This is a genomic window from Nesterenkonia muleiensis, from assembly GCF_003600155.1.
In the GTDB taxonomy this organism is placed as follows: domain Bacteria; phylum Actinomycetota; class Actinomycetes; order Actinomycetales; family Micrococcaceae; genus Nesterenkonia; species Nesterenkonia muleiensis.
Map to the genome: position 1 here is coordinate 47,413 of NZ_QWLD01000053.1, position 14,099 is coordinate 61,511.

Here is a 14,099-nt window from a genome sequence, read left to right on the forward strand (position 1 = left end):
CAACTCCTATTGGGCAGACAGGCCGGCAGCGGGCGGAGTGCGGGAAAGCGCTCGGGCCGGAAGGAATGAGGCCAGCGCCGCCGCCAGGAACGTCACGCCCCAGATCATCCCCATCCGGTCCCATGGAATGCTCAGCACCATGGTGACATCGTCACGGGCAACCAAGGAACTCACGCCGCCCCAGGCAAAGAGCGCCCCAAGTCCACTGCCCAGCACCAGCGCGACGGCGGCCATCAGCAGTGCCTCCAGGGTCACCATCGCACCGACGGAGCCGCGGGTCATTCCCATCGCACGCAACAGGGCGGCCTCACGGCGCCGTTCGAAGACCGAAAGCGCCAGGGTGTTGCTCACCCCGACCACTGACACCAGGACCGAGGCGGCGAGCAGGACCAGCACCACCACCAGGACGGTGTCGATCACCTGGGTGTAGCTGGCCCGATCCATCGCTGCGTCCAGAGAGACCTCCCCGGCGGAGGCCTCCACCTCATTGCCCAGCCGGGTGAGGTCCCCCATGCTGGCAGACTCGGAGATCCGCAGCACCGTCATCGCGGCACTGCTCTCGAAGGACCACAGCTCAGCAGTATCAGCCAGGACCTCTGGTAGCACGACCGTGTCGGCCGGGACCCAGCTCGCGGGAGCAGCCGTCACGGTGATGGCAGCCCCCAATGCTCCGCTCTCTGCGGTGCCGTGGGGGGTCAGAGTCACCTCCGCAGACTCGGCCATGCCGGCCTCGAGCAGATCCGGGGAGATCAGAGCAACAGGTCCGCCGCTGTGCTCTTCCTGGAACACCGACTCACTGCGGGCGATCTCTTCGATGGCCGACTCCTCGGCAAGGATCACCCGGCCCTCGACCGATCCGGCCTCGATCCCTTCACTGTCAAGGGTTGCCTCAGCACCCGGCAGCTGCTGGTGCCCCACCACGGTCGGTGATTCTTCCAACACCTGTTCGGTCTGCTCTGAGGCAGTGCCAAGGCTGGCGTCTACCGGGTTCCGCTCTGCCAACTCATCACTGAGTGAGTGCTGTGCCGTCATCGCCCCCATCGTCATGGTCGAGACCAGGGTGACCCCGATCAGCAGCGCCGAGGTGGTCACCGCGGTGCGCCTTGGCACCGCACGAGCGTTCTGGGCTGCGAGCCGGCCAGGAACGCGCAGCTGTGGCAGCGCGGCGACCAACCGTCCGAGGAAGGAAACGACGGCGGGCACCAGCACCCGGCCCATGAGCAGCACCCCGGAGAATCCCACCACCGCCCCGGTGGCGCCGATCATCGGCGCATGCAGCACTGCCGCGAGCAGCACCCCACCCAGGCCGCCGGCGGCGAACAGGATTCCCAGCACAGTGCGCACCCAGGCGATCCGCCTCTGGTCGGATGCGACCTCCACCGGACGCAGTGCCTCCATCGGAGAGGTACGCCCGGCCTTCAGCGCAGGCATCACCGCCGCCAGCACAGTGACAAGGACACCTAGGGTCAGACCGGCTGCAATGGCCAGAACGCTCAGCTCCGCAGAGGCGAAGCTCTCCTGCCACAGTCGTTGGGCGGCGAAGGCGATGCCGCTGGCGGCAGACCAGCCCAGCAGCACGCCCAGTACACCGCCGAGCAGCCCAAGCAGAGCGCCTTCGGCCACGGTGGCTCGCCGCAGCTGACCCGCTGTGGCTCCGACCGCGCGCAGCAGGGCCATGGTCCGCGAGCGTGAGGCGACCAGTACCTGGAACGTGTTGGAGATGACCAGGCTGGCCACGAAGACGGCGATCGCGCCGAAGCCCAGGCCAATGCTGACCAGCACGGTGGACTGACCGGCATGTTCTGCGATCCACGCATCGATGATCTGCTGGTGCGTGTGGATCTCCACTCCGGCGACCAGCAGGCTGCCGTCGGGCTGGGTAAGGATCTCCGGGGCGCCGCCCTCGGTCTCTGCGGGATCAGCCGGAAGCTCCCCGCGTTCGACCATGGAGGCAATCAGCTCGGCGACCTGCTGCTGGAGCTCTTCCTGCGCCTGTGGGTCACCATGGGCGTCACCGGCCAGGGCGACCCGCAGCGACGAGGGCGAATGGTCGGCATCCAGGGCTCCAAGGCCCTCAGGCGTCAGGTAGCCGCTCACAGACCGGTGGGTGCCTCCGGCGAGGCCGGAGACCGTCAGTTCCGCCGAGTCCTGCTCCACGGTATCCGTCTCTGCGTTGTAGCGCTCGGTGTTCACCGGCATCGTGTCTCCGACGCCGAGGTCGTAGGCCTCAGCGAACTCCTTGGCCAGGAGGATCTCGCCCTCCTGCTCTGGCATGGAGCCTTCCGCGATGTCGATCGTGCGAGTCTCCGGGAGGCTGCCGGCGAGCAGCATCAGGTTCATGCCTGCCGCCTCTCCCTCAAGGAAGACATGGCTCAGCGCCTCGGCCTCTGCCACTCCCTCAAGCTCGCTGACGGCCTCGGCCAGCTCCTGGTCGGGCCCCGGGCCGGAGCCGTCGTCGCTCCCGTCCGGAGCTTCGGCCCAGGCGAAGGCCCCAGTGCCGATCACCAGGTCAGCCCCCGCGGCGTCGGCCTCTGCCTGGGCCTCCATGGTGCGGTTGAAGGAGCCGATCAGGACCAAGGCGCTGACCACGAAGGTCACAGAGATGACGACGGCGGCGCCCGCGGCCCACAGCCGCTTTCCGCCGGAGCGCAGATTGGTGCGCAGCACAGGATTCCCTCTCATCAGGACATACCTCCGTCAATGGCCCGAGCGGTCACCGGAGCAGCTGCGGCGGATCCGGCGTGGAGCATTGCTGCGGCGAGCTGCTCGGCGGAGGGCCGGTGCAGGGTCTCCATCACTCGGCCATCGGCCAGCAGCACGGTGCTGTCAGCCTGTGCCGCCGCGGCGGCGTCGTGGGTCACCATGATCACTGTCTGGCCGAATTCATCCACCGCGGTGCGCAAAAGGTCCAGCACCTCCGCCCCGGTGGCCTGATCCAAGTTGCCGGTGGGCTCGTCGGCAAAAACCACACTGGGCCGTGAGACCAGAGCACGGGCCACAGCGACCCGCTGCTGCTGGCCGCCGGAGAGTTCGAAGGGCCGGTGGTGAAGCCGTTCGGAGAGGCCCAAACGCTCCACCACCTGACGGAAGAATGCTGTATCGATCGTGCTGCCCCCGCCCAGGGAGGCGGGCAGCACAATGTTCTCCTCAGCGGTCATGGCCGGGATCAGGTTGTACGCCTGGAAGATGAAGCCGACGCTGCTGCGCCGCAGCAGGGTCAGCTGCTTCTCGTTCAGCCCGCTGAAGCTGACCGGTCCTCGTCCGGTGGCCAGGGTGATCTCCCCGGAGTCGGGGATGTCGAGCCCGGCCAGCACATGCATCAGCGTTGACTTGCCGGAGCCTGATGGCCCCATGACCGCGGTGAAGCGGCCGGAGGGGAAGCCGATGCTCAGGTTCTGGAGGGGCCGCACTGCGGCGTCCCCGGAGCCGTAGGTCTTGGTGAGCGCCTCGGCGCGCACTGCGATCGCAGTGGGGGCCTCGGATGGTGTGTTCGCTGTTCTCATCATGATGGCCACGCTATGGAACCGGCACCGTTGCCCACATCGGAGCACAGGATGGTTCTGACCTCATCCTGGAGTATGAGGCCCTACTCGCCACCACATGCGGCGGCTACCGCCGGGACCCGAACCCCCCAAGAACGGCCCAGAACCAGGGATTCAGAGCCTTTCCGTTACATTGACGCACAACAACTATGCGCGAGGGGCCCCGCCTTAGAGGCCAGGCGCGTCACGTCGCCTGGTGGACGACGAGCGCCCCGTAGCCCTTCGGGGCTCTCGAATCCATGGCTGGTCGAGCCAGCCGGTCTCGCAGCATCGTCGCTGGCGGCAGGTAAGGTGTGTTCGGTCACGGTGGCGTCTCCCGCAGGGGAGGTACGCCACCGGCACCCTCACCAGGACGTGCGCCACCACGCCCCTACATCCGCCGTCGCCCATCAACGGACGGGCTCTTGCCACGCGGAGTGCACGGCGCTGTCGGTCCGGCACCACCCGCCAGAGGGTCGTCGCGTGTCTGGTATCGACGCTCGGCGGAAACGCGATGAGGTGCCTGCGGTTGTTCATCGCTCTCACGTCATGGCATGCGCTCTCGGGAGCCTTCGGCGCCTCGCAAAGTGGCCGGGAAACGGGGCTGATGTAGGGATAGGTGACAACTGATCTGGCTCGGTCACCCCGGGCGCTGGTATCTCGTCGGACAGTGCCGCACCCGCGACGCGATCCGCTGGTTCCGACTCGATCGCTTCATCACCGCGCGCCCAACCGCAGAGCCCACCGTCGATATTCCAGTTGAGAACATCGGCACACCCCCATCGACCGCTAAAGTCATCACCAGCGGTGACTGATCATCGAATCCCAGGATCGGCACCAAACCCCCTCTGTTCTTGTGAATGACGGTGGGAATTGGGATTACCGAACGGCTCGACACGCATCTCCGAGTGCAGTCATCCCGATGAGTTCGGGGTGGATAGTCCGTTCAAGTGCGACCAGAGGCGAACGCTGGCCTCGGCAGCACCGGCGGTACGGATGCGCTGCCAATTCCGCCCGCCACGGGCGAAGGCCTCGATCACACTGACGGGTACGAGGGCATCCGGGACCGGGCCGTTGGCCCAGTCGCAGGCCCGTTGGTGCGGCAGCCCCAGCCTGCGGGCGACATCGCCAGGGTCATAACCCCAGTCGCCACGGAGACGTCCTAGGTGTAAGCCTCCGCTGCTGTCACGCGTCCAGACCAGGGAGCCGGTCGGAGTTTGCGCGAAGCGTAGGATACGTCTGGTGGTGCGCTCGTCGAGCTCATGGTTGGCCGCTGCCAACATCTCGTCAAAGTCGTCCACGCTCGCCCGGATTGCCCCGTCCAGACCCACAACCCTGGCAGCGATCGCCCAATCGGCCGCTGAGCCGTCGTCAGCCGAGGGGGAACGCATCGGTGCACGATAGACCGATGCGGAGGCTGTAGTGGACGTCATCTCTGCAGCGTATCGGTCTGCAGCGATTCTACGGACGGGTTGGAGCTGGTGCATCAGCTGTCGATGGGCCGGAGTAGGCTCACTCCATGACCTCGACTCCACAGATCACGCTTGGTGCCTGGAACGTAGAAGCGGAGAATCCCGAGATGCTAGGGCAGTTCTGGGCTGGCGTGCTGGGTACTGAGGTCGATGCCTATGGAGGAATGGCCTATCTGCCGCCGTCTGGTCCTGGTGGGGTCGCTATGATGTTCCAGCCGCTGAGGGGATCGCGTCCCGAACGGCAGATCGGGCATCTCGACCTGACGGTTCCATGGTGTACTCGTGCCGGTGAGGTCCAACGCATAGTGGGGCTGGGGGCCGTCCACAAATGGGATGTGCTGGACGAGCATCCACACGTGCGGTGGAGCACGCTTGCAGATCCGGAGGGAAGCCTCTTCTGTATCGCGGAGCATCCGCCTCGTTGAAAACTATCGTTGCGGACAGCTCCCCGTTGGCGCGGGCGTGGACCGGTGCGAACTTGTGGATGCTGTCGAGGATCGTTCCGACTGGGACAGACGAAGGGCCGAGCCGGGCCGGCCGCAGCGGCCGGTAGACGTGCGATCTTGTGGAGTGCACGGGCGGAAGTAGGTGCTCTTGGCCTGAAGACGAGAGCATAAGTCCGGGGAGTACTTTCCATTGGGCGCCGAAACACCCGATATGCCTGATCACCCCACTAGGCGCTATGGCGATCAGGCAGCACCAGGAACCGATATAGATCCCATCGAGCTGGACCTGGTCATAGATCTCAGCGGCCACCGGGATCCAGGGTGTGAAGTTCCAACACCAGGAGACGCGACGGAGGAAAGACCGGGCATTGATCCCTGCCTTTGCCTGCCTCGGTCTGGGTATGCTTGCTGGTCAGCGGCGGAGTCGGCGGCTCGCGTGTTGCGGCGAAGGTGCTACTCCCCGATGGTGGGGAGCACGGGCCGGGGTAGGACTGGGGAGGACACGATCAGGGAGCTGGTCGTCTGTCCGTAGAGGAGAAATCGGTCGAGCACGCCTTCCAGGTCTTCGATCCGGGGTACATGCACCTTGAGCAGGAAGCAGTCCTCGCCGGAGATGCGGTGGCACTCGCTGACTTGTGGGACCGCCTCCGCGAGTTCGGCGATCTTGGGCAGTTGTCCTGGGCCGGGACGAACCCTGACCCATGCGGCGACGGGCAGTCCGATGGCAGCGGGGTCAATGTCGAGGTGGTAGCCGCGGATCACGCCAACCTCTTCGAGTCGCTTCACGCGTTCCCGCACCGCAGGTGTCGACATGGCGACCTTGCGCGCCAGCGCCGAAGTGCTGAGTCGCGGTTCGTCTGCCAAGACGCTGAGGATTCGACAGTTAACTTCGTCGAGAGACGTGGATCCGTTCTGTAGCCGAAAAGAGCTTTTGGTCTTCGAGTCATTAACCATTATGGCTTCACTACCTTCACATGTACATGATGATCGGCATTCTTATGTTCGATGATATATGCATGGGAACGAAACCTGGTGAAGTAGTGGACTCACATGGCCGACCGGACGCTTTGCGTCCCGGCGTGGGAGCAGCGGCTGTCGTCGCCGTGTTGCTGTCGGCCCTGGGTATCTCGACCAGCTTCGGCATGCTGCTCCTGCTGCCGTTGTACGTACAAGACCTCGGCGGCAGCGAGGCCAGCTTCGGTCTCGTACTGTCAGCGGCGGTGATCCCCGCAGTCCTGAGTCTGATCGTCCTCAGCAGCCATCCAGAGGCGTTACGCCCGCAGTGGGTGCTGGTGCTGGCGATCACCGTGTTCGGTGCCGGCGCTGCCGCGACCTCAACCGTGACTGGCGGTTGGGAACCCCTGGCCGTCGTGGGTCTCCTGCTGGGAACGGCCTGGGCGGTGGTCTACAGCGTGATGCCGATGGTGATGAACGAGATGGTCACCGATTCCGGGCGGGTGACCTACTTCGGGTATCTGACAGGCACTCAGCAGCTGGGCATCGGCGCCGGCCCAGTGTTGGCCGGGTGGATGTCCCACACCTCGCTTGGCTTCCGCGGAACATTCATCGTCGCGGGCCTGGTCTGCGCGGCTGCCGCGGTCTCCACCGTGGTCGCAGCAGCGCTTACGCCTGACCGTCGTAGAGCCACTTCGCCCGACCAAGGCGGCGAACGACAACTGAGCCTACTGCGCACGAGTGCCACGTTGGTCAGGTCCCCCGTCGGGCCGTGGTTGCTGGTGATCGCACTGTTCGCCTGCTTGTTCACGACCATGACCCAGTTCCAGACCACCTTCGCCAACACCCAGGGTCTCGATTACTCACTCTTCTACGTCGCCTACACCATCGCCGTCATCGCGGTCCGGTTCCTTGTCGCACCTTGGGTCAGGCGGTTCGACCAGGTCCGCGTGATCGCCATCTCGATCACCGTCATGCTGATCGCGGTCGCATCCTTCCTGGTCGTCGGATCCAACCCTCTCGCATACGCGACCGCCTGCGCAGCCATGGGGCTGGGATACGGACTGGCCCTACCCGCCACCCAGGCGCACGTTGTCGCGGTCTCCACGGACTCGGTTGCACCCCGGATGCTTCCGATCGCTGGCCTTGTCTTCCAGACCGCCATCCTCGCCTTTCCCCTCGCCGTGGGGTGGATCATCGTGCAGTTCGGGTACTGGCTGCTGTTCACCGTCCTGATCGCATTCGCGATCGTCCAAGCCCTCATCTCGTGGCGCCAGGTGATCTCACAGGGCAGGCATCTGGCTCAAGGGGCCTAGGAGAATCCCGGCTTGTTGCTCGCATCGAAGAGCGGTCGTTATCGACGCTCTCACAGTACATCGACAAGCAGGGCCGTGGTTCCGCTGGTGCGTCGCCAACCCTTCCTGCATCTGACACGACGCTGACGCTGGAGCGTGTCAATGAGCGTCCGTCACATGGCGCGATCGACTGAGAGGTCAGTCGAGACGTTCTCACCGATCCGGTCCACAGACTTACCGACGACCAGCAGCTTGCCACCCTCGAGAATGGAGGCTGTATCACTGCGAGCGCTGACGGCACTCCGCACCTTGGTCGGTATTGAAGTTGTGGTTGCGATGACGACCTACTTTTCTGGTCGGTAAGGCGTTCAGAACCTTCACCTGCTCATTCAACGATAGAAACGTGACCACCGTCGCTCGCACCTCGAACCCGGAACTTGCCGCCTCGACGGTGGAGCCCTTCAATTCCGACCGGTCGCAGCGCTGGACGTTGAGCATGCGGTGGCGACTCGTTTTGTCTCAGACTGGCTGACTGGACGACCAATGGGATCATGAAGTTCCGGCACCGCTCGTAAAGTGTGGTTGCTGCTTCTGAGATCCCACAGCGTGAGGGCTCCAGGTGCCGGCACGGGAAGTTATGTGACACGTCGGCCGGTGGGCCTGTACTCGGTCATCGTGACGGTCGGCGGAACGGCTCTCAAGGCGACCGACGATATCCATGCAACCGCTGAACCCATGGCGATCAAGCCCGCTGACCGATAGCTGCGGTCGGCTACCGAGTTGACGCGACTTCAAGCACTGTGTTTACTTGACATACACAGTTGCTCACGGAGGTACTCATGCTCGTTGTAGATGGCCTGGTCAAGGCATATCCGTCATTTTCGCTGCAGGATGTCTCGTTCGAGGTGCCGGCAGGATTCATCACGGGGTTCATCGGAGCCAACGGTGCCGGTAAAACGACGACACTGAAGTCCATTATGAACATCGTGCGCCCCGATGCCGGATCCGTCACGTTCGAGGGCCGTGACCTGCATGAGCACCAAGCCCAGGCTAAGCAGCGGATCGGCTTCCTGCTCGGCCCCGTCGATTTTTACCCCAAGTTTCCGGTCCGCACTGTCATGGACGTCTACCGACGCTTCTACGAGCACTGGGACGACGAGGCGTTCGCCGGCTATCTGGACCGGTTCAGGATCGATGATTGTAAGAAGATCAGTGAGCTGTCCACCGGGATGCGGGTGAAACTGGGAGTGGCCATGGCACTGTCCCATGATGCGCAACTGTTGCTGTTGGATGAGCCCACCAGCGGGCTGGACCCGGTGGCCCGGGACGAGCTACTGGACCTGATCCAGGAAGTGGTTGAAGACGGTGAGCGGGCTGTCCTTTTTTCTACGCACATCACCAGCGACCTGGACAAGTGTGCTGACTACATCGTCTTTATTCGCGACGGCGAGATCATCGCCCGTGACACCAAAGATGACCTGATTGCGAATCACATCGTCGTGAAAGGGAGTCACGCAGACCTTACCGACGAGTTGCAGCGACGGCTGATCAGTTATAAGCGACATGCCTATGGGTTCACTGGTCTGGCGCGAACCGCGGATTTGGCTGGCCACAGTGGTGCGGGATCCTGGCAGACCGAAGCGCCAGATTTGGAGTCGCTGATGCTGTACTACGACCTGGAAGAAGCCCGATGAGTACTATCACCTTGTTGCGCAAAGAGGTTCGGCTGTTCCTTCCGCCAACCTACCTGCTTACCGCGGCTCTGACACTGTTCAACCTCATTCCGCACTACCCGATGATCATCGGAGCCTCCTACTTCATCCTGGCTCTGTTCATCGCATTCTCTGAGGCGAACGCGAACAAGGACCACGAGTTCACTATCGCTTTGCCGGTTTCCCGTAACCGTGTGGTGCTCGCCAAGCACCTCAGCGTCGCGGCCCTCGAGCTGGTCCAGTTCGCTGCCTTGGCCATCGTGGCGGTCTTTGCCGCGCTGATTACCCCTGACGGCAACGTCATTGGCATGGATGGCAACTACACCTTCTTCGGGCTAGTACTTGTCTCAGCCGGGCTGTTCAACGTGATCTTCTTACCAGGGTATTTCAGCACTGGGTACAAGACCGGCCGGTCCGGAGTGCTCGCGGCAATCACCTTCTTTGTCTCTTATGGAACATTCGAGCTGCTCATCAATGTCATCCCAGGGGCAAGTGATGTCCTTGACACGCTCGATCCAGCCGACGCTGGTCCGCAGCTGGTCGTCCTAGCCATTGGTGCAGTTGCCTACCTCGTGCTTACCGCGACCTCATATCGGCTCTCGGTGCGCCGGTTCGACCGCGTGAACCTGTAAGGGGCAGGATTGTTCCGTGGACATCGTTATAGCTGAGCGAAGCGACACCCCGATCTATGAGCAGATTCATGTCCAACTCGCCGCGCAGATCCTCGATGGTCGCCTGGAACCCAGCTCGATGCTGCCTTCCATCCGAACCGTCGCCCGAGAGCTCGGCATTAGCGTCATCACCATCAAGAAGGCCTGGGAACTGCTGGAGGCCGACGATCTCATCTACACCAGGCCTGGCAAAGGGGCATTCGTCTCTCCTCACCCCAGGGACGGATTGACAGCCAAGCGCCACACCTTCGCCGTCGAACGCTTTCGCCACGATGCCCGTTTCTACCGCGACTTGGCCATCACCCGCGATGAGCTGATCGACATCGTGAAACAAGAGTACTGATACCCACCTGGGACAAAGACAGCATTCCTTGGGGCCAGTCAGCACCAGATCGCTACCGGGATCCGCATTGCCTGCTCGCCACTTGGGAATGGGAATTCGAAGATAACCCTGGCTGAAATACCTCGTTTATCACTCACAGTTGACAGCTCCAGATTCAACTGTGCATACTGAGCATGCACAGTAAATCCACCACAACTCTTGCGTCACTTCGCACCGGCGCCCTGAGGCGCCGCCGATCCTCAGCAACTAACCACGGAGAGGAATAACAGCATGACAACCCCGGGACACCTCGGCAGGACCGAGGACAAGACCGGACTCTCCGGTCGGCGGTCGCGACGTGGCGCTGCCGTTTCCACGACGATGCTCCTGATCGCCTTGGTGCTCACCGCCTTGTTCGCCGCCCTTTCCGGCGAAGCCCAGTCCGCGACCGGCAACGAGGGACTCGCGCCGGACAACCCTGAGGTGCTGGCAAGCGAGACGATCGCGGAGCGGTTCGACGAGTCTGGCGAAGCTGTTCTCCAGGTGCTGGTTGACGGGGATGACGTAATCGGTGCCGACGGGCTCACCGCCGCTGAGAGCATCATGGACTCCATCGAGGCGTCCCTGCCTGCCGAGGTGGAACTCTCCGCTACCGCAGAGCGGCCCGCTATTGTGCACTGGTTGTCTCCGGTCCAGGTCGCACTGGCTGAGCAGGAGATCGACCCGCACCAGGCCGATGACGTCACCGTAAGCCAAATCTTCTCCGAGGCTCTCGAGTCGATGCCAGCCGAGCAGGCGGACTTCACTACGAGTCTGCTGCCCAGTGATGCCTCGCTCGGTTCCTCGCCACAGGCGGATAGCGGACTACTGCTCGTGTTCCTTCAACTCGATGAAGCGGTGCCTGAACACCTTACTGATGCCGAGCAGGAGGAGGCAAGACTGGCAATAGACACCCAGATCGCAGAGGCCGTGCGTGACACGGAGCTGCCGGAAGGCTACACGGCTGAGACATTCAGTGTTGCGTTGCTGATCGGCGACCCAGATCAGGTCGAAACCGAGCTCGTCCAGTTGTTCGGGGCCGCGTTTCTGGTCATCTTTGTCCTGCTCGGCTTCGTGTATTGGGTCAAGCCGGGTATGGGAAGCCGGATCGTGCCGGGGATCCGGCGCACCATCGCCGATGTGCTGCTCACGCTGGTGACCGTGGTGATGGCGATCATCTGGATGAACGGCATCGGGGTGGTGCTCGGACCCGGCTACCTCGACTGGATCGGGCCGATGAACGATGTCAGCATGATCGTGCCCGTGCTATTGATCGCGCTCGGCATTGATTACGCGATCCACCTCACTAGTCGCTACCGCGAGGAGTTGGCTGCCGGACACAGCGTCGGCGATGCTCTCGTCCGCGCGGTGCGTACCGTAGGCGTCGCACTTGTGCTGGCGACCGTCACCACCGCTGTAGGCTTTCTGACGGGCGTGTTCAACCCTGTGCCAGCGCTGGTCGACTTTGGTGTGCTAGCTGCGGTCGGTATTGTCTCATCATTCGTGCTAATGATGACGTTCGTACCTGCGACGCGGTACCTGATCGACCGTCGCGCAGAACAGCGCGGGACACTGCCACGGCAAGCGTTCGGCCGCGGCAGGGAGAGACTGCTGCCGGGAATCATGGCTCGAGTCGCGGGCCTGGCGGCGCGAGCGCCGGTACTGACCCTGCTTGTCACGCTCGGGCTGGGTGGCGCAGTCGGTGTCTGGGGCCAGAATCAGCTCGAGGTTCGTTTCAGCGTGACCGACTTCGTGCAGGACGATACCGCTGCGATGGCCGTGTATGACCAGCTAACCGACCGGTTCGACCGCGTTGATGAGACGACCGACGTGCTGATCACCGGTGATGTGGCGACACCGGAAGTCCACAATGCACTGGTCAGCACCTTGGACGAACTCTCCGAGGTTCCCGATGTCCAAACCTTCGGGGGTACTGCTCAGGCGGACTCGCCAGTGGGGCTGCTGACCACACTGCTTGCCTCTGCCGACCAAGACTCCCCACCGGAGGATCTGGTTGAAGCCGCCGAGGCCGCGGGGCTCGGGGAGGATCTCACCGTCGATCCCGGTGCGAACGTTGCCGCGCTCTACGACACGCTGCTTATTGTCGCGCCTGACGAGGCAGACCGCGTACTGGCACGTAACGATGCCGGCTCCTTCCAGATGATCCGCATGTCAATTCAGACCAGTGCCGGTGAGTCTGGTGTCGGGGAGCTGCGGGAGAACCTCGATGAAGCGTTGGCGCCGCTTGTCTCGACAGGCGTTGAGGTCGTAGCCACCAGCGAGCGGATCATCGACGATGAGATCGTTACAGCACTGACCGAGTCACAAATCATCACGTTGTTAATGGCGGTGGGTGCGGTTTTGGTGCTGTTGGTTGTGACCTACGGGTTCCGGAATCGTCGGCCGATGCTGGGTGTCATCACGGTGCTGCCGGTCGGATTGGTAGTGCTGTGGACTTTCGCAGCCATGGGGGCCACCGGCATCCCCCTGGGGCCAGTCACGGCCACAATCACCGGACTCGCAATCGGTGCCGGGGTACCCTACACGATCCACGTAACAAACCGTTTCCAGGAAGACCGATTGCGTCACGCCAGCACCGCCGACGCAATCCGCTCAACCATGCGACACACAGGAGGTGCCCTAGCCGGGGCAGCGATCACCAATTGCGCGGCCTTCGGCATACTCACTACCTCCACATTCACGCCCTTCCACCAGCTCGGACTGGTGACCATCTACGCAGTCGGCTTCGCCCTACTTGCCGCAACGGTAGTGCTCCCAAGCTTGCTGACCCTGTGGGACAAGTGGCACCGACGTAACAACCCCGCGGTGGTCACCACGTCCGAAGTGCCTGTCAGGAGGTACACCAGATGAGTAAAGAAATGTCGGGTTCACCCGAAGAGCCTCCCACCGGCGAAGCGCCACCACGGGAAACCAAGCACCTGAACAAGGAACCTCCGCTCTTCGTCCAGGTCGCAGACCAGCTTCAGGAAAGCATGCTTGATGGGTGGCTATCTGAGGGAGGGCGTGTTCCTTCTAGCCCGCAGCTCGGGTCGTACTTCAAGGTCAGCCCAGCGACCGCAACAAAAGGTATCGACCGACTGGTAGAGCGAGGTCTCCTGGTGAAACGCAGAGGTCTCGGAACGTTCGTAGCCGCTGGTGCCCGAGAAACCATCCTTACTGAGCGCCGCCGGAACTTCATAGCGAACTACCTCACTCCCATGCTTGACGAAGCTCGCCTTCTGGGGCTGTCCACCACCGAGCCGGGCACTCTCATTGAAACTGTGACACATGGTAGGCGGGCCGCGGCTGCACTGGGTTGCCGTTGGCGTCGAGACGAGAAGGAGCCAGGTGATGAGCGTTGGATCGACTGATTTAGCTGCAATGCTGCGTTCGATGGATGCCGTCGTCCGGTCTGATGAGTACGTTTATGCACAGATTGGGACCGATCATCCGGTTCGGCAGTGTGCTGCGGCACTCATCTCGGAAGATGAAGGACTCACCGCAGTTTTGCGCGGCGAGGACGCAGACGCCTACGGCGTGACCTACGATTTCGTGGCTGCCTGGATCACTCTGACAGTGCATTCCTCATTGGAGGCTGTTGGACTGACTGCTGCTTTCTCGCAGTCACTTGCTGCCGAAGGCATCAGCTGCAACGTACTGGCGGGTT

Annotated in this window: 14 protein-coding genes; 9 read left to right on the forward strand and 5 right to left on the reverse strand. The window is 63.0% G+C overall.

Going from position 1 to position 14,099, the window contains the following annotated elements; all coding sequences use genetic code 11:
• Window positions 1–6: 6 nt before the first annotated feature.
• Together DVO78_RS15870 and DVO78_RS15875 are read right to left on the reverse strand one after the other, a co-directional pair.
• Entirely contained in the window at window positions 7–2,682 is a 2,676-nt protein-coding gene (locus DVO78_RS15870) for an ABC transporter permease (protein WP_120006330.1), read from the reverse strand.
• Window positions 2,682–3,506, reverse strand: coding sequence for an ABC transporter ATP-binding protein (locus DVO78_RS15875; RefSeq protein WP_120006356.1), 825 nt, complete (start codon window positions 3,504–3,506; stop codon window positions 2,682–2,684). Before DVO78_RS15875 ends, DVO78_RS15870 begins: the two co-directional genes overlap by 1 nt.
• A 644-nt stretch (window positions 3,507–4,150) precedes the next feature.
• Between DVO78_RS15875 and DVO78_RS18485 the strand changes: the two genes are divergently transcribed.
• Window positions 4,151–4,336, forward strand: a complete 186-nt coding sequence (locus DVO78_RS18485) for a WYL domain-containing protein (protein WP_420799101.1) — start codon at window positions 4,151–4,153, stop codon at window positions 4,334–4,336.
• Between the two features lie 99 nt (window positions 4,337–4,435).
• On the opposite strand, the gene DVO78_RS15890 is transcribed toward DVO78_RS18485, so the two are convergent.
• Window positions 4,436–4,954, reverse strand: a complete 519-nt coding sequence (locus DVO78_RS15890) for a GAF domain-containing protein (protein ID WP_157984088.1) — start codon at window positions 4,952–4,954, stop codon at window positions 4,436–4,438.
• 86 nt (window positions 4,955–5,040) lie between these two features.
• On the opposite strand from DVO78_RS15890, the gene DVO78_RS15895 reads away from it, so the two are divergent.
• Complete coding sequence (locus DVO78_RS15895; protein WP_120006334.1) at window positions 5,041–5,418, forward strand: VOC family protein; 378 nt, start codon at window positions 5,041–5,043, stop codon at window positions 5,416–5,418.
• Between the two features lie 474 nt (window positions 5,419–5,892).
• Here DVO78_RS15895 and DVO78_RS15900 read toward each other — a convergent pair whose 3' ends face one another.
• Window positions 5,893–6,393, reverse strand: a complete 501-nt coding sequence (locus tag DVO78_RS15900; protein WP_120006336.1) for an Lrp/AsnC family transcriptional regulator — start codon at window positions 6,391–6,393, stop codon at window positions 5,893–5,895.
• Between the two features lie 62 nt (window positions 6,394–6,455).
• Between DVO78_RS15900 and DVO78_RS15905 the strand changes: the two genes are divergently transcribed.
• Window positions 6,456–7,709 carry an MFS transporter gene (locus DVO78_RS15905; RefSeq protein WP_157984089.1) on the forward strand — a complete coding sequence of 418 codons (1,254 nt, stop codon included), beginning with the start codon at window positions 6,456–6,458 and terminating at the stop codon, window positions 7,707–7,709.
• A gap of 258 nt (window positions 7,710–7,967) precedes the next feature.
• Here DVO78_RS15905 and DVO78_RS17645 read toward each other — a convergent pair whose 3' ends face one another.
• Window positions 7,968–8,186, reverse strand: coding sequence for a hypothetical protein (locus DVO78_RS17645; RefSeq protein WP_157984090.1), 219 nt, complete (start codon window positions 8,184–8,186; stop codon window positions 7,968–7,970).
• A 341-nt stretch (window positions 8,187–8,527) separates the two neighbouring features.
• On the opposite strand from DVO78_RS17645, the gene DVO78_RS15910 reads away from it, so the two are divergent.
• The 6 genes from DVO78_RS15910 to DVO78_RS15935 form a co-directional block, all read left to right on the forward strand.
• Window positions 8,528–9,382 carry an ABC transporter ATP-binding protein gene (locus DVO78_RS15910; RefSeq protein ID WP_120006340.1) on the forward strand — a complete coding sequence of 285 codons (855 nt, stop codon included), beginning with the start codon at window positions 8,528–8,530 and terminating at the stop codon, window positions 9,380–9,382.
• Window positions 9,379–10,032, forward strand: coding sequence for an ABC-2 transporter permease (locus tag DVO78_RS15915; RefSeq protein ID WP_120006342.1), 654 nt, complete (start codon window positions 9,379–9,381; stop codon window positions 10,030–10,032). The genes DVO78_RS15910 and DVO78_RS15915 overlap by 4 nt, the downstream gene beginning before the upstream one ends.
• Window positions 10,033–10,048: 16 nt before the next feature.
• A complete protein-coding gene (locus DVO78_RS15920) occupies window positions 10,049–10,414 on the forward strand; it encodes a GntR family transcriptional regulator (protein WP_120006344.1) in 366 nt (121 codons plus the stop codon).
• Between the two features lie 270 nt (window positions 10,415–10,684).
• Window positions 10,685–13,303, forward strand: a complete 2,619-nt coding sequence (locus DVO78_RS15925; RefSeq protein ID WP_120006346.1) for an efflux RND transporter permease subunit — start codon at window positions 10,685–10,687, stop codon at window positions 13,301–13,303.
• 8 nt (window positions 13,304–13,311) lie between these two features.
• The gene (locus DVO78_RS18260) at window positions 13,312–13,803 is read left to right on the forward strand and encodes a GntR family transcriptional regulator (RefSeq protein ID WP_120006360.1); all 492 of its coding nucleotides are present in this window, start codon (window positions 13,312–13,314) and stop codon (window positions 13,801–13,803) included.
• The coding region (locus DVO78_RS15935; RefSeq protein ID WP_120006362.1) for an ACT domain-containing protein at window positions 13,784–14,099 on the forward strand (316 nt) is incomplete at its 3' end. The genes DVO78_RS18260 and DVO78_RS15935, both read left to right, overlap by 20 nt.